The organism is Prolixibacteraceae bacterium (assembly GCA_019856515.1).
Lineage (GTDB): Bacteria > Bacteroidota > Bacteroidia > Bacteroidales > Prolixibacteraceae > Halosquirtibacter > Halosquirtibacter xylanolyticus.
Window position 1 is genome coordinate 819,925 of the sequence record CP082230.1, and the last position, 21,697, is coordinate 841,621.

17 protein-coding genes and 1 riboswitch are annotated in these 21,697 nt (G+C 38.1%); of the genes, 11 read left to right on the forward strand and 6 right to left on the reverse strand.

Annotated features, from left to right (window positions below; all coding sequences use genetic code 11):
- The first annotated feature begins 15 nt into the window (after positions 1-15).
- From K5X82_02870 to K5X82_02890, 5 genes are all read left to right on the forward strand, one after another.
- Complete coding sequence (locus K5X82_02870; protein QZT37850.1) at positions 16-1,314, forward strand: O-acetylhomoserine aminocarboxypropyltransferase/cysteine synthase; 1,299 nt, start codon at positions 16-18, stop codon at positions 1,312-1,314.
- Between the two features lie 119 nt (positions 1,315-1,433).
- Positions 1,434-2,342 carry a homoserine O-succinyltransferase gene (metA, locus tag K5X82_02875; GenBank protein QZT37851.1) on the forward strand — a complete coding sequence of 303 codons (909 nt, stop codon included), beginning with the start codon at positions 1,434-1,436 and terminating at the stop codon, positions 2,340-2,342.
- A gap of 236 nt (positions 2,343-2,578) precedes the next feature.
- On the forward strand, positions 2,579-2,932 hold the full coding sequence (locus K5X82_02880; GenBank protein QZT37852.1) for a hypothetical protein: 354 nt from the start codon (positions 2,579-2,581) through the stop codon (positions 2,930-2,932).
- Between the two features lie 103 nt (positions 2,933-3,035).
- Positions 3,036-4,034 carry a DoxX family membrane protein gene (locus K5X82_02885; protein QZT37853.1) on the forward strand — a complete coding sequence of 333 codons (999 nt, stop codon included), beginning with the start codon at positions 3,036-3,038 and terminating at the stop codon, positions 4,032-4,034.
- A 334-nt stretch (positions 4,035-4,368) separates the two neighbouring features.
- Complete coding sequence (locus K5X82_02890) at positions 4,369-5,793, forward strand: sulfatase-like hydrolase/transferase (protein ID QZT37854.1); 1,425 nt, start codon at positions 4,369-4,371, stop codon at positions 5,791-5,793.
- 186 nt (positions 5,794-5,979) lie between these two features.
- Here K5X82_02890 and K5X82_02895 read toward each other — a convergent pair whose 3' ends face one another.
- From K5X82_02895 to K5X82_02915, 5 genes are all read right to left on the reverse strand, one after another.
- Positions 5,980-6,672: an anaerobic ribonucleoside-triphosphate reductase activating protein gene (locus K5X82_02895; GenBank protein QZT37855.1), complete on the reverse strand. Its 693-nt coding sequence runs from the start codon at positions 6,670-6,672 to the stop codon at positions 5,980-5,982.
- Positions 6,672-8,801, reverse strand: coding sequence for a ribonucleoside triphosphate reductase (locus tag K5X82_02900; protein ID QZT37856.1), 2,130 nt, complete (start codon positions 8,799-8,801; stop codon positions 6,672-6,674). The genes K5X82_02895 and K5X82_02900 overlap by 1 nt, the downstream gene beginning before the upstream one ends.
- A 141-nt stretch (positions 8,802-8,942) precedes the next feature.
- Positions 8,943-9,190: riboswitch (cobalamin riboswitch) on the reverse strand.
- A gap of 830 nt (positions 9,191-10,020) precedes the next feature.
- Positions 10,021-11,370: a sulfatase gene (locus K5X82_02905; GenBank protein ID QZT37857.1), complete on the reverse strand. Its 1,350-nt coding sequence runs from the start codon at positions 11,368-11,370 to the stop codon at positions 10,021-10,023.
- Between the two features lie 90 nt (positions 11,371-11,460).
- Entirely contained in the window at positions 11,461-13,011 is a 1,551-nt protein-coding gene (locus K5X82_02910) for a sulfatase (GenBank protein ID QZT37858.1), read from the reverse strand.
- Positions 13,012-13,219: 208 nt separating this feature from the next.
- The gene (locus K5X82_02915; GenBank protein QZT37859.1) at positions 13,220-14,824 is read right to left on the reverse strand and encodes a beta-N-acetylhexosaminidase; all 1,605 of its coding nucleotides are present in this window, start codon (positions 14,822-14,824) and stop codon (positions 13,220-13,222) included.
- 1,089 nt (positions 14,825-15,913) lie between these two features.
- Here K5X82_02915 and mnmE point away from each other — a divergent pair.
- From mnmE to K5X82_02945, 6 genes are all read left to right on the forward strand, one after another.
- Positions 15,914-17,314 carry a tRNA uridine-5-carboxymethylaminomethyl(34) synthesis GTPase MnmE gene (mnmE, locus tag K5X82_02920; protein QZT37860.1) on the forward strand — a complete coding sequence of 467 codons (1,401 nt, stop codon included), beginning with the start codon at positions 15,914-15,916 and terminating at the stop codon, positions 17,312-17,314.
- A 540-nt stretch (positions 17,315-17,854) separates the two neighbouring features.
- On the forward strand, positions 17,855-18,145 hold the full coding sequence (locus K5X82_02925) for a helix-turn-helix domain-containing protein (GenBank protein ID QZT37861.1): 291 nt from the start codon (positions 17,855-17,857) through the stop codon (positions 18,143-18,145).
- Positions 18,146-18,149: 4 nt separating this feature from the next.
- Positions 18,150-18,941, forward strand: a complete 792-nt coding sequence (locus tag K5X82_02930) for an AAA family ATPase (protein QZT37862.1) — start codon at positions 18,150-18,152, stop codon at positions 18,939-18,941.
- Positions 18,934-19,179, forward strand: a complete 246-nt coding sequence (locus K5X82_02935; protein ID QZT37863.1) for an AAA family ATPase — start codon at positions 18,934-18,936, stop codon at positions 19,177-19,179. Before K5X82_02930 ends, K5X82_02935 begins: the two co-directional genes overlap by 8 nt.
- A gap of 50 nt (positions 19,180-19,229) precedes the next feature.
- The gene (locus K5X82_02940; GenBank protein QZT37864.1) at positions 19,230-19,427 is read left to right on the forward strand and encodes a hypothetical protein; all 198 of its coding nucleotides are present in this window, start codon (positions 19,230-19,232) and stop codon (positions 19,425-19,427) included.
- 3 nt (positions 19,428-19,430) lie between these two features.
- Positions 19,431-20,117 carry an HNH endonuclease gene (locus tag K5X82_02945; protein ID QZT37865.1) on the forward strand — a complete coding sequence of 229 codons (687 nt, stop codon included), beginning with the start codon at positions 19,431-19,433 and terminating at the stop codon, positions 20,115-20,117.
- A gap of 153 nt (positions 20,118-20,270) precedes the next feature.
- Here the strand turns inward: K5X82_02945 and ltrA are convergent, their stop codons facing one another.
- Positions 20,271-21,461 carry a group II intron reverse transcriptase/maturase gene (gene ltrA, locus K5X82_02950; GenBank protein QZT37866.1) on the reverse strand — a complete coding sequence of 397 codons (1,191 nt, stop codon included), beginning with the start codon at positions 21,459-21,461 and terminating at the stop codon, positions 20,271-20,273.
- Positions 21,462-21,697: the final 236 nt, after the last annotated feature.

Here is a 21,697-nt window from a genome sequence, read left to right on the forward strand (position 1 = left end):
AAACCACGTTTAGTTATGACAAAACAACAGAAAAACTTTGAGACGCTGCAGATACATGCAGGAAGACAGACTGACCCAACCACAAAAGCCTGTGCAACACCAATCTATCAAACGGCAGCCTATGGTTTTGATAGCGACCAACATGCTGTGAATCTTTTTGAACTGAAGGAATTTGGCAACATATACACCCGTATTATGAACCCAACATCTGATGTGTTCGAACAACGTATTGCTGCGTTAGAAGGTGGTGTTGCAGCGTTGGCTGTCTCTTCAGGGCATGCGGCTCAGTTCATTGCATTGACCAATATTCTATCAGTAGGTGATAATTTCATCTCCTCTCCTTACCTATATGGAGGTTCGTATAACCAATTCAACACAACATTTAAAAGAATTGGTATCGATTGTCGCTTTGCAGACTCCTTAGAACCTGATCAGTTTGAGAAACTAATTGATGAAAACACCAAAGCAATTTATTTTGAGACAATCGGCAATCCTGGATTTAAAATTCCAGATTTCGAGGCCTTGGTAGCCCTTGCGAAGAAACATGACTTACCTGTAATTGTTGATAATACTTTTGCAGGAGGAGGCTATTTATGTCGCCCTATTGAATGGGGTGCAAATGTAGTCGTTGAATCTGCAACAAAATGGATTGGCGGACATGGAACCTCTATTGGTGGTGTGATTATTGATGGAGGAAACTACAATTGGGGAAATGGGAAATTCCCAGATTTCCAAGGAGATCCTAATGATGATCATGCAATGAATTTTGCAGAGACATTTGGTGTAGGAAGTAATTTTGGTAATATCGCATATATCATCAAAGCACGAGTAGAAGGTCTTCGTGATTATGGAACATCAATTTCACCTTTTAATAGTTTCTTACTAGCACAAGGTCTTGAAACATTATCACTAAGAATGGAACGTCATGTAGGTAACACTCTTGCTCTAGCAGAATGGTTTGATAAGCACCCTGCGATCGAATCAGTAAATTATCCTGGACTAAAAAGTAGTCCTGACTATGATTTAGCAAAGAAATATTTACCAAACGGTGCAGGTGGTGTTCTCACTGTTAATGTTAGAGGAGGTCGTGATGCTGCAAAGAGAGTAGTCGAAAATGTAGAGTTGGCTCAACATTTAGCCAATGTCGGAGATACTAAAACTCTAATTATACAACCTGCAACAACAACCCATCACCAAATGGATGAAGCTGCACAATTAAAGGCAGGGGTACATCCTGCAATGCTACGTATTTCAGTAGGTCTAGAACATATTGAAGATATTATTGCTGATTTTGAACAAGCATTAAATGCTTAGTCACTTATTATAATACGATTGGTCTCCCTTTCGAGACCAATCGTATCTTTGGTTTCTAAAACAGACTCATTCTTGGCCTTAGATTCAATCCACGTCATACCACTAAAAATCAAATAGAGATGCCAATTAAAATACCCAACGGACTACCTGCAATATCACAGCTTGAACATGAGAACATTTTCGTGATGAATGCCCAGAGAGCTGAAAGTCAGGATATTCGAACGATGCGAATCGCTGTAGTCAACCTTATGCCAGTAAAAGAAACGACAGAAACGGACCTATTGCGACTTCTCTCAAATACACCATTACAGGTAGAGATCGATTTCATTCGCCTCGAAACCCACCATTCTAAGAACACGAATATTAACCATTTAGACAATTTCTATCGACCATTTAGTTCTGTTAAAGATCAGAAATATGATGGACTTATTGTCACAGGTGCACCGATAGAACACCTTCCTTTTGAGTCGGTAAGTTATTGGGAAGAGATGAAAGAGGTTTTAGATTGGTCAAAAGACCATGTTACAAGTAGTATGTTTATTTGTTGGGCTTCACAGGCTGCACTTTATCATTTTTATGGACTAGAGAAACACCCTCTTAGAAAAAAGCTATCTGGAGTATACCCACATACATTAACATGTCCAACTCATCCTATTTTAAGAGGTTTTGACGACCTATTCTATATCCCCCATTCGAGAAACAGTGAGGTGAAAGCAGAAGACATTAAGGCATGTTCAGAGCTAGAGATAATCTCGACGTCCCCTGAGGCTGGTGTCTATATGGTGATGTCTAGAGATAGCCGTCAACTCTTTGTATCGGGACATGCCGAATATGCTCGAAAGACATTAAAACAAGAGTTCGATAGAGATCAATTGAAAGGTCTTGAACCGAAGATTCCAGCCAACTATTTTCCAAACAACGACCCTTCAGAAACACCTCAAAAGATATGGGCCTCTCATGCACATCTTCTCTTCTCGAATTGGCTAAACTATCATGTTTATCAGCTCACACCATATATATGGAGCTAATAAAAGAGCGACTGTAATGGATTAACATATTGATTTAGATGTTTATAATTAGATCATTTAGTTTTGCCATAAATTGAATACACACTTATAACCCGAGTTATTTTGGGTGATGAAGGCTATATATTGATCAATATATCGTTCTAGTTGATTAGATATTTCACGATGCTTAACAAGAATAAAGCTATTTTGTATTTAATCATTTGCAACTAATAGCTGGTTTAGATATCATTGTAAGGATGGAAATCAGATCAACACATAAGATATCTAATAGGCTGACAACAATGATACTCTCTGTTATCATTGGACTGATTGTGTTTGCATCTAAACCATACACAACTCCTGTTGAAAAGAGCTTTTTCTGCAAAAAAAGAGCTTCTTGGATTATTGGAAAGAAGGCAGACAAAGATGCACCCACATCAACAAGTCATGCATTCTGTCAATCAACAAATATTATCATTGACATTGTAGATATCACTGAAAAACCTAACATAATATATACAGGTGTGTTCCAATATAATATCTTAAAAAATAGATTCATAAAAGAAGTTTTTATTGGGATATGCCCTCCTCCTCCAAAGAAGATTGTTTAAACTATTATCTAATGATGTTGTTGATTTAACAAGAGGATAAATATTCTCATTGTATATCATCACATACTTTTTAAAATTCACTAAAAAACAATCTTCGATTATCATGGAGAACAATCGTAATACATCAATATATCAATCCATTCCTCTAATATTAAGAGTTGTTATGGGTTGGATCTACTTCTCTGCATTCTGGAGAAGAGTCATTCTTATGAACAAATTAAATCCTGATCTACCAGGATATGTAGGAGAGAAATTCAATGCTTTTTTACCTAATGCTCTTTTCATAAAACCGATAATACAATGGATGGTCGAAAATCCAGATATGCTTTACCTCGCGATGATTATCTTTACGATTACTGAAGCTTTAATAGGGATTGCTTTCTTCTTAGGAATTTTTACTAGACTTGCAGCCCTCGGATCTATCGGTTTGGCAGCAGGAATATTATTAGGATCAGGATGGATAGGAACAACATGTCTTGACGAATGGCAAATTGGCGTTTTGTGTATGACTACGGGATTTGTTCTTTTGTTCACCGGAGCAGGAAACTACTCTTTAGATCATTATCTATCAAAGACGAATTCTCCACTATGCAAATTACCTTTGGCTCCTTTTATTATGGGCTATGATTTTCCCTCTTCTATGTCTACAAAACTTTCAAAAAGGATAATACTATGGTCTGCAGTTTTTATGGGTATAGTTATGCTTGGGACCAACCAACATTTCCATGGTGGTGTGTGGGGTGACTTGCATAATTTAAGTAAAAACCCGAATTATATTATTCAAAATGCCTCTCGAAACAATAATGAGATAAGTTTTGATATCATGAGAGATCAAGGTATTGACACTTATGGCAGCTATATCTTTAGTATAACACTTTACAAAGAGGGTAAAAAAATTAGAACATGGGAAGATAAAAAGCTCGCAAATGCAGTGAAAATTAAAAACCACTATATTGCAAAAATTAAAACGGGACCACATGGATTAATCTTACCTCTCGGAGCTAAAGCAACCATTGGTATTGAAAACATTGAAGATGATTTCGATCAAATAATAATCGAGGATATCAATGGAAAAACATGGATACTAAACTTCCATAATTAAACTTTAGTTATACTCTTATGGCAAGTTATTCATAACGGATCTTGCCATAAGACTCTTCTTCCAATAAATGCCCATAGTCAAGGATACAAAACAAGGTTGACATCAACATAAATAATCGACATTAAATACTTATCCTGATCTTAGCTATAAATAATAAGGACATAAAAATGTCCCATTATGTTTCATTAAAGACATAAATTGTTCTAATAATCATTACAGATAGATCAAATCATAACAAAATTATCCCATTTACCGTGTGGTCTTTTCAATCCCCTTACTTTTTCACTATTTTTATATGAGATTTCTTAATCGACTAAAATCTTTAAAAATTAACATGAAACAACTAATCACATTAGGGGTAATGCTACTAATCACATTAAGTAGCTATGCAAAAAAGCGCCCAAACATTCTATTTCTATTTGCAGATGATCATTGTAACGAAGAGGTTCATGCTTTTGGAAATGATCAGATCATCACGCCGAATTTAGACCAATTAGCAAGCCAAGGTGTAACTTTCACAAACACCTATAATATGGGGGCTTGGAACGGAGCTGTGTGTGTAGCAAGTAGAGCTATGATGAACTCAGGAATGACTGTATGGCATGCAAAGAACAATGAAAAGAGCTTTCCTCAGAGAGCCGAACAGAAGATGATGTGGGCACAATTACTAGAGTCTAAAGGTTATGATACGTATATGACTGGTAAATGGCATGTCAAAGCCCCAGTCGAAAATATCTTTAAAACGACTGCACACGAGCGTCCAGGAATGCCAAACCAAACTCCTGCTGGCTACAACAGACCTCTTAGCAAGGATGATGACAACTGGAAACCTTGGGACACTAAGAATGGTGGTTACTGGAAAGGTGGTAAACACTGGTCAGAAGTTGTTGCAGATGATGCAATCGGTTTCCTAGATCAAAGCAAGAAAAGTAAAAAGCCATTTTTCATGTATATTGCATTTAATGCACCTCATGATCCTCGTCAAGCTCCCAAAGAGTATATCGACATGTATGATGTAGAAAAGATCAAGATCCCGACAAGCTTTTTACCTGAATATCCATGGAAAGATGCTATGAAATGTGGAAAGAAATTAAGAGATGAGAAACTAGCTCCATTTCCACGTACACGTTACTCAATAAAAGTAAACCGTCTTGAGTACTATGCATTAATTACCCATTTAGATGCTCAAATCGGACGTATCATCAAAGAGTTAAAACGTACAGGTCAGGATAAAAACACCTATATCATATACAGTGCAGACCACGGTTTAGCTGTAGGAAAACATGGTTTGGTAGGAAAACAAAGTATGTATGAGCATAGCATGAAACCACCATTAATCGTTATTGGTCCATCTATTCCTCAAAACGAAAAAAGAGAGCAGCTTGTATACCTTCAAGATGTAATGGCAACCACTTTGGATTTAGCAAAGGTTAAGAAACCAGCATATGTAGAATTTAATAGCTTATTATCTATATGTAAAGATAAAGAGGCGCCAAATAACTATGATGCAATCTATGGTTCTTATCTTAATGCACAAAGAATGGTGCGTGTAGGAGACTATAAACTAATTGTATATCCTGCAGCAAAGAAGGTTCTACTTTACAACCTGAAAGAAGATCCAAAAGAGCTATACGATCTTTCATTACAAGAGAAATACCAATCGAAAGTAAAATCACTATTTAAAGAGTTATTGGTTCAACAGAAGAATTTAGATGACCCTGAGGATATTGCAACCATTTTCCCAGAGCTTTCAATATAATTATTTCGATGCACATGAATCGAAATATTTAATATTCTTACATAAAGGCAGCTTACTTCTGTTTCAAAAGTAAGCTACCTTTTTTGTTTAAATAATAGGCCAAAGAAGGAGTGTTCACGACTTGAACACCCCTTCAATCTTTCGAAAAAAATTAGGTCTTTAGACCCTCATACACATAACAATCCCCTAACGATAGGAAATATAACCTTTATACTTTTCATTCAACACATTTAACTCTTCTTGAGTGAATGACCAACAGGAACTCTGCCCCTCAACTTGTTGCAAAAACCAACGTCCTTCTTTTTGTCCTGCCAGCCTCAATAGGTCATCTTTATGTAACCGGTCAGATAATGTTGTTCTAAACTCATAATCAACAGCCCCTTTCTCGAGCAACCCTTTCGTCCTAAGCACGTTATCAAACAGCTCTTTTCGAAATGTTCTTCCAACTACCAAGCAGTAAGACTCATAAGACAAAGATGCTTTTAGGTCCATGGCAACATAATCCACTAAACCATCCGTCACCAATGTATTAACCATATTAAAATTGGTCCCATTAGTATCTAGTTTCACGTTAAGCCCAATGGTTTTAATCCACGAGATCAAAGAAATCAAATCTTCATGTATAGTAGGCTCTCCTCCAATAATCACAACTCCATCCAACATCATACGATGTTTCTTAACATGATCTTTCACTTGATTCATATAAAAGACATCATTACTATCACAATTTCGTTCTCTCAACAAATTAGTATTATGGCAATAATGACAACGCATATTACATCCTGTAGTAAAAACAATACATGAAATATGAGAAGGATAATCAGTCATACTACAAGGGATAAAACCTCCCATAGGAATATTTAAATCGGGATCATTCATTATACTTCAGAAACAAGGAATGTTTTAGAGCTCTTGTCAAAAAGAGCTCGATCTCTAAACTCAGACTGTTTTCCACTATTCCATTGGTTAACAGGGCGAAGATATCCAACAATACGTGAATAGACTGTACAAACCCTCTTTCTATTTCGTTTCTCACATTTAGGACAATAATAATGTTCACCGTATAAGTACCCATGTTCAGGACAAATAGAGAAAGTTGGAGACAACGTAATATATGGGAGTTTATAATTAGAGGTCACCTTTTGTAGCCACCTCTTGACAGCTTCTCCATTGAGCTGTCTTTCACCAACAAACGTATGAAAAACAGTTCCACCGGTATAACGTGTCTGTAGAGGTTCCTGAAGTGAAAGCACTTCTAGTAAATCATTACTATAATCCACTGGAACATGTGTTGAATTCGTATAATATGGAGCAGCTCCATCTTCTTTAAATGCTCGATGATTTGAGACATACACCCCATCAAATTGCTCTGTATCGATCTTGGCCAAACGATAACACGTGCCTTCACCAGGGGTGGCTTCTAAGTTATAAATATGTCCTGTCTCCTCTTGAAATACTGACAAACATTCTCTCATAAAATCCATAATTTCAACAGCTAATGCATGTCCATTACGAGAGACCAACGGTTCACCGATCATATTCATCAAACATTCATTCATGCCAATAATACCGATAGTAGAAAAGTGATTATTCCAAAAGGCTTTATCTCTTTTATGTAGATGCCTTAAATAGAATTTAGAATATGGGTACAATCCCTGCTCCGTAAATCGTTCAATCACTTTTCTTTTAATCTCTAGACTCTCTTTAGCCAAAACCATATTCTTGAACAAAGCAGCAAAAAAGTCTTCTTTACTCTTATACAAATATCCCAACTGTGGAAGATTGACTGTCACAACACCGATGGATCCAGTCAAAGGATTAGCACCAAAGAGACCTCCACCTCTTCGTTGCAACTCACGCTTATCTAAACGTAGACGACAACACATACTCCGTACATCATCAGGGTTTAAATCAGAATTCACGAAATTAGAAAAATATGGTATCCCATATTTATATGTCATCTCCCAAATCGCATCATAATTGGTGTTGTTCCAGTCAAAATCTTTTGTAATATTATAAGTTGGAATAGGAAAAGAGAACACACTTCCATTAGCATCCCCTTCAACCATAACTTCGGCAAAAGCTCTATTAAATAGGTCGACCTCGTCTTGAAATGCACCATAGCAATCCTCTTGTACGACACCTCCTATAACCACATGACGGTCTCTAAAATTCTCAGGAATAACTAAGTCCATTGTTATATTAGTAAAAGGGGTCTGAAAACCGACCCTGGTAGGTACATTCACATTAAAAAGAAACTCTTGTATTGCTTGTTTAACCTCTTCAAATGTCAACTGATCATAGTGGATAAATGGAGCCATCAAAGTGTCAAAATTAGAGAATGCCTGAGCTCCAGCAGCTTCCCCTTGCATGGTATAAAAGAAATTTACTATTTGCCCCAACATGGTTCTGAGGTGCTTTGCAGGATCACTTTCGATCTTTCCCTCTACCCCCTTAAACCCTGTTAAAATAAGATCCTCTAAATCCCAGCCAACACAATAAACACTTAGAAAACCGAGATCATGAATATGTAATGCACCCTGCTCATGAGCTTGAGCTATCTCTTTTGGATAAAGCTCATTCAACCAATATTGAGAACTAATCAATGTAGAGATATGTTGATTTAACCCTTGGAGTGAATAAGATGAGTTCGCACTCTCTTTTACTCGCCAATCCTTGACCTCAAGATAACTATCAACCATTTCAATATTAGAAAACAGATCTTTTACGGATCTCTGATGCTGGTAACGATAAATCATAAATGATTTCACGGCATCATACTCTTGATTTTCCATTAAAGTCTTCTCGACAATATCTTGGACCTCTTCCACAGTCACCTCATCCCTATCTAAAAAATGATCGACAACTGGCATACCATAGGCTTGAGACTTAGTCTTTGCATTATGGTCGTGAAGAGAAGAGTGAAAACACGAATAGATTGCTTTTACAATTTTGTCTGAATGAAAAGTAGTCCGACTACCATCACGCTTAATAATCTCTAATGTCATGATTTGCTGTATTTATTCATTTTAATAAAAAATAAAAACACAGCTCTCGGAGAGGGAATACAGAAGTTCGAATATACTGTTCCATATCATGAGGGAACAATCATATTTTGCCCTTTGCACCTTTGCTTTTCTCCCGAAAGCTACAGATACGATCAATATGGCAGGTCTTCTGGCTCACTCTTATCATTACAAACCCCTTCCCATCTTTAATATTAAAGACAGTGGGCAAACATTCATAATGTACTCCTTCTCATTTTAGAGAGGAGTCAAGAGATTACAGCTGCGGGAACAGCTCCTGAATCGAGTCAAACGAAAGACTATCACAGGATTCCCTTTTAAACATATACTATCCAATCATAGCATCATGTACCATAAAGTCAACACAAATATAGATACACTTTTTAATATTAAAAAGATTTTTTCACTTGTAGATCTACTAATTTCAAAGTAACTTATCTGATCTCAACACTTTAGAGCATTAAAAAAATTAAGAACCATTCCTTAAACAACCATCCCACTCCCTTATATCCTTTCAGTGCAAATAGTAGAGAAAAAAGTCCGTGAAAACCCACTTCACCCCTTTGCGACATTAGGGGTTCACTTGCTCCACACATTCTACATTCCATACGACCATGTTTATGCCAATGCCTGGCACGAGAGAGATACTACAACCCCTTGGAACGCTGAGTTCAACTTGGCATCGTACCAGAACACCACCAAATAGCAATACTAATCTTTCACTCTCCTGACACATAATACCGAGATAGAGTGCTGCGTTCTCAGCAGCAGTCACAGATTTTGTACATCCAAACAATTTCAACCAAGCCCCAAAAGGGGTGACCGTACATAGCCCAAGGCTTATTCCTATGTTGTGCCTATGCGCAACATAGGAATAAGCCTTGGGTAAACCACCCATCAAAAATCAAAGGCTGAAAACCTGGCCCAAATCAACTCTTCGACATGACATACCAAGAAGGATACCACAACCCAAGATCGTCTTGGGGCAGACTTCCAGCCTTCAGTTGGTGATTACATAATTTCCCAAGGCTCCAACCGACACCTTGACCTTACGGTCAAACTATGGTCTCCACCATTGGGCTAAATTTGGTTTCCCTTTCAGGGAATGTTGCTGTATAGAATAAAAATCAGTCTCCATCTGTTTGATCTGTGTGCTACAATTTCTCTTGCACATCAACCTAATTCCTATCAGATCTCAACTTTAAAATGCAGTCTTAGAACCACTATCCTTTGCAAAATATTTCATCAATATTCTCAATCGATCCACTTGTTGTGGATAATGAGCGGCAACATTAAACTTTTCTGCAGGATCATCATTTAGATTGAACAGCTGCACTCCATCAACATCAGTAATACGGCATTTCCACATACCATGACGTACAGCCTGTAATGAGTCTGCTTTTACATAAAAGAATGGTTTCGAGACATCCGACTTCTCTCCGGTCAGCCGTTCCCAAATATTATGACCATCAATAGTGAGGCCTTTGGGAACAGAGATCCCTGCAAGATGTAGTACAGTTGGATAAATATCTAATGTCGAAGTCACATCATCAACCACAACTCCCTTCTGAACCACTTCAGGCCAACGAATGATGGCTGGAACTCGAAATCCACCTTCATAAGTCGATGCTTTGCAACCTCTCAATCCTCCAGTACTACCTACATCCGTAATACGAATACCATTCTTTGTAATTCTTGAAGGAAGGTCTTGCCACGGACCATTATCACTAGTAAAGACCACCAATGTATTATCTTCGAGGCCTTGATCTTTTAAAGTCTTCAGAATCTGGCCTACACTCCAATCAATGGTCTCAATAACATCTCCATATAGTCCACCCTTCGATTTTCCTCTAAACTCATCAGTAGTACTAATTGGGACATGTGGCATACTGTGAGCAAGATAAAGCATAAATGGTTCTGACCTATTTTTTTTGATAAAAGAGATGGCCCTGTTTGTATAATCAACAGTTAAATTATCTTGATCCCGATTGATCTCTTTTGCTTTCGTCTCATCTTCATAAATATACAGGCGACTCTCTTCTTCATTCAACCATGGACACCATGGCAACAGCATATCATTACTATATGGCAATCCATAAAAATGATCAAATCCTCTTCGTGTTGGAAGATACTGGGGCTGATGTCCAAGATGCCATTTTCCAATAGCCATCGTATGATACCCTTGCTCTTGGAGCAAATTTGCAAAAGTCACTTCAGAGACAGGCAAACCACCCTTTGATTGGGGATCAAAGTTCATCGGACAATTTCTCACTGAACTTCTACCTGTAAGTAGAGATGCTCTCGAAGGAGTACACAGTGAAGCTGCTGCATAAAACGATCTCATACGAACGCCCTCTTCAGCCATTTTATCAATATGTCGAGTTCTATTATTGGGACTTCCGTAACAACTTAAATCTCCATACCCCATATCATCTGCAAAAATAACAACAATATTAGGTTTTCTTGTCTCGTGCTCATTACACGAGGTAAAGCCAAGAGTAAGAGCACAGACCACTCCCAACCAAGTTCGACTATTTTTAATCAGTTCCATATTTATGACACTTTAGTATTTTGCAATACACCTCTTAAACTTACTGAGAATATCTAAAAATCAATAATACCAATTCCATTAATATATGATCTATATCGCTGCTTCTTGTACTACCTCTTTGATCCATGGACGCGAATGATCTGTATCACCAACCTCTTTTCTCAATCTAATCAACTCCTTTTTCATTATGGATATTTGTGTTTGATAAGCAGGGGTATGATAAACGTTGTGAAGTTCCTTAGGATCTTTTTCTAAATCATAAAACTCCCATTGAGGAGCACTTCTTGCAACGTCTGAATCTGCATCCATCGGCACTCCGTAATAAAACGCCAACTTATAACGATCATTACGCACACCGAAATGCCCTGGTCGTATGGGAGCATGTTCCCAATATCTATAATACATCGATGTACGCCAACTCTTAGGATGTTCTCCACGTAGCAAGGGTCTAAAACTATTCCCTTGCATCCAATCTGGCTTAACCACACCTGCATAATCAGCAAACATTGCAGGGAAATCGATATTCAAAACCAATTCTTTATTTCGCGTCCCTCCCTTAATCTCTTTTGGATAGCGCACGACCATAGGCATATGAAGCGACTCTTCAGCAATCATTCTCTTATCAAAGAAACCATGCTCCCCGAGGAAGTAACCTTGATCGGCAGTATAAACCACAATAGTATTCTCAGCCAACCCTGCATCCTCTAGATAATCGAGCAGTCGTCCAATATTGTCATCAATAGCAGCACCACAACGCATAAAATCTTTCACCAACTTCTGATAGACTTTCTTTCTAGCCTCGATGGAATCCAAGCCTTCAGTTGTAAATGGCAAACCGGGATATTTACACCACCATTTATCTGGAGCTTCACTTGCCTTTTCCCACCTCCATGCAAGATTCTCCAACTGCTGGCCATCATAAGTTCGACCACTCTTGTCTTTATCAAAATCTAATAAAGTCGATGGATAAGGTATCTCTTGATCCTTGTACAAATCTTTAAACCGTTCAGGATAGTCAAACGGTTCATGCGTAGCCTTAAAATGGCACATCATCATAAAAGGTTTCGTTTGATCCCTATGCTTCAACCAATTAATGGTCAAATCTGTGATAACATCGGTGGAGAAGCCAGAGTATACTGCACCACCCTTAGCTCCTTCTTCCCAATTAGATGTTGTTTTAAGGATCGGATCCCAATACCTTCCTTGATCATGCAATACATTAAAATAATCAAACCCTGAAGGTTTAGATTTTAAGTGCCACTTACCAATTAAAGCTGTTTGATATCCATTGGCTCGCAATAACTTAGCAACATTCTGTCTTTCAGGATCGAGGCGATCTCTTAACATATAAACCTGGTTTACATGACTATAGGTTCCTGTCATAATAGAAGCCCTACTCGGCACACAAATAGAGTTGGTACACATACAGTTATCAAATACCATACCTTGATTTGCCAACCGTTCTATATTGGGATTATGAACGTAATCTTTCAATACACCACCATAAATTCCCCAAGCTTGCGACGTGTGATCATCCGCCATAACAAAAAGAATATTCGGACGTTTAGACTCCTGATGATGGCATGCGCCCAACAATATTGTTGAAGCGATCACACACAATGATTTTAGATTTTTATTCATAACATGATTAAGTTTAGATTTTTGCCAACCAATTGAATCTCATCTCATACCAATTGGATTAATAGATGAGCTATAAAGACTTGTGAAAACATTTTGCATAGACAAGGTTAAAAATAGAAGCATAACCTTACCCTACAGAGTGAAGAACAAACAAAATAGAACGCAAGGATATAGCTCATTTATAGATATAATCAGTACAACCTACTCCCTACTGTTTATCATGACGGCGATAAGCCACATGCATCTCATCAAAACGCTTATACTGCTTCTCTAACTTAGACTCAAAATGCTTATAGTTTTTCTTAGGAGTCCATGTTGCTTCAGCTAGTGCACATAAACGAGGATATGTCATATATTCATAATGAGCAGGGGTTGTAGTAAAATTACCCCACATATTTGCTTGTGCCCCTACGATGAATTTACGTTCTTCCGCATTCAATGAAGCTGGGATAGGATTGTAACCATACACTGTTTCAAGCGTTAATACTTTTTTAAATCGTACGTAGGGCTCATTCTCCTTATCTGTAGATTGTAAGTAATCAAAATACAAATAGCTATTAGGGCTCATCACCACTTTGTGGTGCATCTTCGCAGCTTTAATACCACCTTTTTCACCTCGCCAACTCATCACCATAGCATTTGGATCAATACCACCCTCTAAGATTTCGTCCCAGCCGATAGCGACATGCCCTCTCTTCTTTGCATATTGGGCCACACGAGAGATGAAATAACACTGAAGCTCATCATAATCTTTCAAACCCTCTTTCTCCATTCGTGCACGACAATGAGGACACTTTTTCCAACCGTCTTTCTTCACCTCGTCGCCTCCAATATGCACAATCTTAGATGGGAATAGCGCAAAGACCTCATCCAACACATCTTCAACAAATTGGAAGGACACCTCCTTACCTGGACAAAGCACATTGCTCATCCCACCAATTTTTAAAGAACGAACCTCGGCAGGATTACCTGAACAAGAGATCTCTGGATAAGCAGCAATTGCAGCAATAGAGTGTGCAGGAACATCAATCTCGGGAACAATGGTAATATGTAGCTTCTCTGCATATTTCACCAACTCTTTCACTTGCTCTTGTGAATAGAATCCATTATCAGGTGTTTGGTTATTGTAAAATGTTTCTCCTCTTACTTGATCGATTGTATTATTACGAGTAGATCCTACTTTAGTAAGTTCTGGATACTTCATAATTTGCAAACGCCACCCTTGGTAATCTGTCAAATGCCATTGAAAAACATTCATCTTATACAATGCCATCAGATCCAAATGCTTCTTAATTCGATCTACCGAAACAAAGTATCGAGAACAATCTAACATATAACCTCTCCATGACAACATCGGACTATCCTCTACCTCACAACATGGAATATCCAACGAAACAGAAGGAGTCGAATAATAGCCATCCACTACAACAGGAAGTAACTGACGAATACTTTGCACCGCATAGAAAGCCCCTTTGGCATCTTTCGCTTGGATTGTAATTTGATCAGGAGTAATTGTTAAACGATACCCCTCATCCCCAAGTTTTTCTGGCCAAGACTTAACCTTTTCAAAAACAATCGAAGCCTTTTTCGCTTTAGAAATCACATCTAGTGTATAACCGTGACTGGTCTCCATGATAGAAGAAAGCATTTCCGCTTCTGCACCAAACACTTTTGGGGCATAGACTTTCATACTAGGAAGAAAACGGAATGAACCTTGCTTTTCCACCACTTTAGTTGGCTCAGGAATAATATCAATTGCAAATAATGAACCATACCCTAGGACTAGAGCAAGAAGAATAATGAATCTCTTCATACGTGTTTAAATTTTGTAAGTTTATAATCAGTTTTGTGAGATAATCAAACAAGAATATTAAAGCAAAGAGTTACGATTTAACCACTTCTTTCACTCCATCTTAATATCAAAAGTCAATAAACCACCATGTTTAATTATCACCCATTAAATATAGTCAAATTATAGTAGAGAAATCAAGCTCAAACACCTGTTTTATAATCAAAAAGGCCTTTAAAACCTTAATACTTATCAAAACAACTAATCCTGTTCATTTCTGTTGGACATAAACAAACATAAGACTACCGCCCTATGTTACCGATTTGAAAAGAACACGCTAAGTTTCATCTGTGTGCCATTCCGTACGTAACAACTACTGGGAACGCCGAGCTCCTGCTCGGCATCGTACCACAACACCACCCAATAGCAATACTAAGTTTTCAATCTCTTGACACATGATGTCGAGCTAAAGCGCTGCACTCGCAGCGGCAGTCACAGATTTTGTACATCCAAACAATTTCAACCAAGCCCCGAAAAGGGTGGCCGAACATAGCCCAATGGTGAAATAAATATATTGCACCCAAGCGCAACATAGAAATGAGCATTGGGTACACCATCCATCAAAAATCAAGGGCTGAAAGCCTGGCCCAAATCAACTCTTCGACATGACATACCAAGAAGAATACCACAACCCAAGATCGTCTTGGGGCAGACTTACAGCCTTCAGTTGATGATTACATGATTTCCCAAGGCTCCAACCGACACCTTGACCTTACGGTCAAACTATGGTCTCCACCATTGGGCTAAATTTGGTTTCCCTTTCAGAGAATGTTGCTGTATGGAATAAAAATCCTGTGTCTATCTGTCCGATCAGTTTCAATCTGTGTGCTATTGTTTCCCCTTGCAACACGACCAAAACTCTTCGTATCTTCGTGATGAATTTAATCTGTGTCATACTTATTCCATTCATTCGTCACAACACATCCACCATTCAAAGTATAGCATAACTCATCATTATAAACAGATAAATCACTACCTTTGCCATTCTGTCCAATAAACAGCAAAAAATATTTGGCAGGAACACGATAACAGTTGAATGTAATTACAAAAAATATGATTGATCAATCTACCATATGTGCTATTAGTACGGCTCCTGGAGTAGGAGGAATAGCAGTCCTTCGTCTATCTGGTAATGAAGCAATAACCATTGCCGATAAAGTTTTTGTCTCACCAAAAGAGGGGAAACGACTGGTGGATCAAAAAGCCAATACGCTTCACTTTGGAACAATACAAGAGGGGGAAAAAGTAATTGATGAAGTAGTCACCTCTATTTTTAAGTCACCTCACTCTTTTACAGGAGAAGACGTAGTAGAGATCTCTTGTCATGGATCACAATATATCCAACAGCAACTACTTCAACTGTTAATGAAAAGCGGTGCACGATTAGCTAATCCAGGTGAATTCACCCAAAGAGCATTTCTCAATGGAAAGATGGATCTAAGTCAAGCAGAAGCAGTAGCCGATTTGATTGCATCCAACTCAGCAGCATCACACAAAATGGCAATGAATCAGATGAAGGGAGGGTTCTCTAAAGAGTTAATGTCTCTTCGCAACGAACTTCTACAAATCGTATCATTAATTGAGCTGGAGCTGGACTTCAGTGAAGAAGAAGTAGAATTTGCAGATCGTACACAACTGACGAATCTAGCAAACAACATCTCTGAAATGATTCATAGTCTAGCAGACTCTTTCTCATTAGGTAATGCCATCAAAAATGGAGTTCCTGTAGCCATTGTAGGAGAAACTAATGTTGGAAAGTCAACACTATTAAATGCCCTTCTTAACGAAGAGAAAGCAATCGTTTCTGAGATCGAAGGGACCACTCGCGATGTCATCGAAGATGTCATTAACATTGAAGGGGTAGCCTTCCGTTTTATTGACACTGCAGGTATACGAACCACCAAAGATAAGATTGAAAGTCTTGGTATCGAGCGCACCTTCCAGAAGCTACAACAAGCACAAGTTGTTCTTTATATGATGGACCTATCTCGCCCGATCAAAGAGAATATAGAACGATTAGATGAAGTTCGTGAAAAAATCTCTGACGAACAACAAGTCATCATTGTAGGAAACAAAGCCGATGTGGCTGGAAAGCAAGCCATCGACACCCTTCTCTCTGAACTACCTTTGGCACACAACGAAGAGCTATGTTTTATCTCTGCCAAAGAGCAGAAAAATATCGGGCAACTCCGTTCTCTGCTACTAGAAGTATCCGAAGTTGCAAACTTTAACACACAAGATGTCATTGTTTCTAACGCAAGACACTTCGAAGCACTAACCAAAGCAGGCGAAGCCATCGACCGTGTTATCCAAGGTATCGAATCAGGTATCTCTAACGACTTCGTATCCCAAGACATACGCGAATGTATGCACTACCTTGGCGAAATCACTGGTGCCATCAACACCGACGAAGTACTAGGAAACATCTTCAAGAACTTCTGTATCGGAAAATAATACGACACAAAAAAACATATACCAAGGGACTGCAACAAGCGTAGTCCCTTTTTTTATTCCCACACCCCCATCCGCCTCCCCCATTTCCCCCATGTCAAAGGACAATCCTAAGCTTATCATTCCTTAGAAAATACAATACCTCGGTCATCCAACCAAAAGTTCCTAAAATCGGCACACTTTTGTCATAAAATGCATATAACTAAAGAGGAAGAGCCACGGATTAGACGGATTAACACGGGTTCTTTAAATTCACTACTAAGACATGAAGTGGATTGTCACAGATCGCGATTCTATGCTGCAACATTCCATGAAAGGGAATTCGAACCTAGTCCAAAGGTAATAAACATAGCTTGAACGGAAGGTCTGGATATCGGCTGGAGTCTTGGAAAAGAAGACACGAAGCAGTATGGTCGCAGATTCAATGGATTAGACAAATCATAGAAGGATAACCTATCCTAAAATATTTCCCTCGACCTTTCTTTTGTTTGACTTTTCTTTATTACATTAGCCAATATTTGACAAGTCTAAACAAAAACAGTCATGTTTTTTGGGAAACGCATAAAAGAATTAAGAGACGAGAAGAAATTGTTGCAACGACAATTAGCTGCCGAATTAGAAATCGACACGCCAATGTACAGTAAAATTGAACGTGGCGAACGACGACCAAAGAGAGAGCAGGTGATAAAATTAGCTCACCTACTAGGAGCGGATCAAAACGAGTTTATAGCTCTTTGGCTTGCAAGTCAAGTGTTCCAGATTATTGAAAATGAATCACAAGCAGCAAGAGCTATTGAGTTAGTTACGATGAACCTAAACAAGAAAAACAATTAAAGTCATGATAATTAATAAACTTCACATAAAAAATTTCAGAGGTTATGAGGAAATTGAAATCCCCTTGCACTCTGGTTTTAACCTAATTATTGGCGATAACGGTAGTGGAAAGACTTCAATTCTTGAAGCATTAACTATTTCAATGGGCTCATTATTTCTAGGAATTCGCAATACGGATTCAAGACATATCTTATCACAAGATGTGATGATTAAAACATTTGAGGATTCCGAAGAGTTTGGTTTTCCAGTTATTGTTACGGCAAATGGCACTATTAATCATAAAGAAATTAATTGGACACGACAATTAAACAAATTAAATGGACGCACTCTAATTGTCGGCGCAAAAAGAATAAAAGAAACAGGTGTTGATTACGATAAAATGATTAGATCTGGAGAAGATATAACCCTTCCAATCTTAGCTTATTATGCGACAGGACGACTTTTTGATGAGGCTAGACAAACCAAAGACAAAGAAAGTAAAACTCCTGAAATTGCATCACGACTAAGAGCTTATAAGCAATGTTTAAAAGCCAAATCTACATTTAAACAATTCATAAAATGGTACAAAGGGAAAGAGTTGTCCAAAATTCAAAAAGGAGTTACTGACACCAATTATAAAATCGTAAAAGAAGCAATTATCAGTAATATACCTGATTGTAAGAATATCTATTACGAGTTTGACCCCGACAAACCACAAGGTCTTAAAGTTATACTACAAGATGGTCGTACACTTCCATTTTCATACCTAAGCGACGGTACTCGTAACTTCTTAGCTCTTATTGCCGATATTGCATAAATGTGTCACCTTAAATCCACAGATAAAAGAAGACGCATTAATTCAAACGACAGGGATTGTGTTAATCGATGAATTAGATCTACACCTGCATCCTGATTGGCAAAAACAAATTATTATAGGACTGAAATCTACATTTCCTAAAGTTCAGTTTGTTTGCACAACCCACTCTCCTTTCCTCATACAAGAAACAGAAGTGAATCAATTAATCAAGTTAAAAAATAGCAAGATTGAAAAATAGGCTCAGCCAATAACCTTAGTATCGAAGATATTGCTGAAGAATATCAAGATATGGTCAACCCACAATGGAGTAAAAAAAGACTGCTCATGTTCGAAGTGGCTAAAAAATACTATCAGGCAGTTAAAGATGGTAATGAAACGCCTGAATTAAAACAGGAGTTTGATGATGCAATGAAACCTTTTGCTCAAGATTCAGCTTATTATGCCATCATTGAACAAGAACGAATTATTAATAATCTCAAAAAATAATTCATGAGACCTGTTGATAAAGGAAATGCCCCAAAAACATATACAGATCACGGACAAGCTCGTCACGATCTTGCGAAGGTAGTTGGTTATTATTGTTCATATTGTGAAATGCCAACTTGGAATATGATTGAAGTGGAACATATTATTCCAAGAAAAAATGGAGGTGCTCCGTTAAGCTGGAGTAATTTTCTACTATCATGTAAATATTGCAATACAGTTAAAAGCAATCGCAATGCCAATCGTACTGGTTATCTATGGCCAGATATTGACAATACAGATCTGGCTTTTGAATACTCACAAGCAAATGTAATTCAAGCGAAAAGCAATTTACCTGCAAATATTCAATCCTTGGCAAATTCTACAATTGATCTAATGGGATTAGACAGAATTCCTGGCGGTGTGAATGAACCCACAGAAGCTGATACGAGATGGATATCAAGACAAGTTGCTTGGAATCAAGCATCAGATGCCCTTAATAGATGGAATCAGGCAAAAATCCAGGTAATGGCGGAACAAATTGCTTCAAATGCAAAAAGTACTGGTCACTACTCCATCTGGATAGAAGTATTCAAAAACGAAGCAATGGTAATAACTGAAATCGATAATCAATACAAGCAGATTGCTTTATACAAACAGCTCAATCGACAAGGAAACAGAATCATCCGATATGGAGGTGCCAATTTAAGATAGTAGAATAACTAGATAGGCAAGGAAAATCTAGCCAGTAGAGTAGAGCTGTGAGTGCAATAATAGATGCACTCCAGCCCCCTCATCAATCCGTACGTGCTGTTTTCCCGCATACGGCTTTCCTGTATATTTTGTCTAAAGCATTCACAAATAAGGTCAACAAGGATGGTATTGGGTAGGATCGATTAATCCGTAATAACGAACTAATGTCTCAAAGGTATTGGGTCCATAATGCCTACATCTTCGCTGGCTTTTGCGTCGATAATAACGAAACAGTTTGTGACTTAAGTAGTATCGCAACTTGCGCTTACTTACCGAGGTATTCGTAACTCCTCTTATTTCATAGTAGTTAATCCAGCCTCTTACTAAGCTATTAAGTCCTCGTACTAAATCCGTGGGGTTTTTATGTCCACGCCTTTTTAAATAATCTGATATTTTCCATCGTAGCTTTTTTTCTGAATCCGAGTTCGGTACAATATTTATATACCGTAGATCTCGCCCATAAAGATCTTTATCATTACGAAACGTAAAACCTAAAAACGTAAAACTAGCCTCTTTCGCATCAATATGCTCGGTCTTTTCAATATTTAAGACCAAGTCCATTCTTGTCAAAAGATGATGAAGTTGATCCTTAACATCTGTTGTTATGATCTTGCCCATCAGAACAAAGTCATCCGCATACCTTATCATTTTTACGCCTGAAACTCCAAAAAGACTTTGTGTATTGTTGACTATGCGATCAAGTAAATTCATATAGATATTGGCCAACAATGGGGATATTACGCCACCTTGTGGGGTGCCTAAATGATTACTTTTACCGCCTGTCATTTTGTTGCCGTCTTTTACGGGGGCTTTTAGCCATTTCTTGATTAGTCGTAAAATCCTTGGATCCGTGATCCGCTCCTTTAAAGCAATCATCAATTTTGAATGTGGGATAGTATCAAAGTATTGGCTTAAATCTGCATCATAGGTTGTGGTGTTTCCTTTTTGTAATTGTTCCTTTATCTCTCTGATCGCTCCTTTGGTGCTCCGTTCTGGGCGAAACCCATAAGAGCTTTCATCAAAGTCCGCCTCGAAAATCGGTTCAAGAACCAAAAGACACGCGGTCTGTGCAATTCTATCTCGGACTGTAGGAATACCTAAAGGACGTGTCTTGCCATTTGCCTTTTCGATCAGCTTGCGCTTTACCTCTTCTGGTCGATAGGTTTGTTGGCGTAAATCTTCTCTTAGTTCTTCTAAGTATCGGTCGACACCGTAAAGCTCAACATCTTCTATACGCATCCCATCAATGCCTACACTACCATTATTCCTTCGTACTCGAACCCATGATTCTCGCAGGATATACAATAGAAAACTTTGTCGTATAGTACGTAAAACTTATTCTTTCGACTTTGTTTGGCTCTTCGATATAGATTCCGTTGTAAAGTAATCACTGATTTTTCTTCTATATTGCAACATTCCCTGAAAGGAAATTCGAACATAACCCAACGGTAAAAAACTTAGCTTAACTGAAGGTTTGATGCGACAATTCTCAATTCAAATAACCAATCCATTCAATAGATCAACACGATTTTTCACTCATG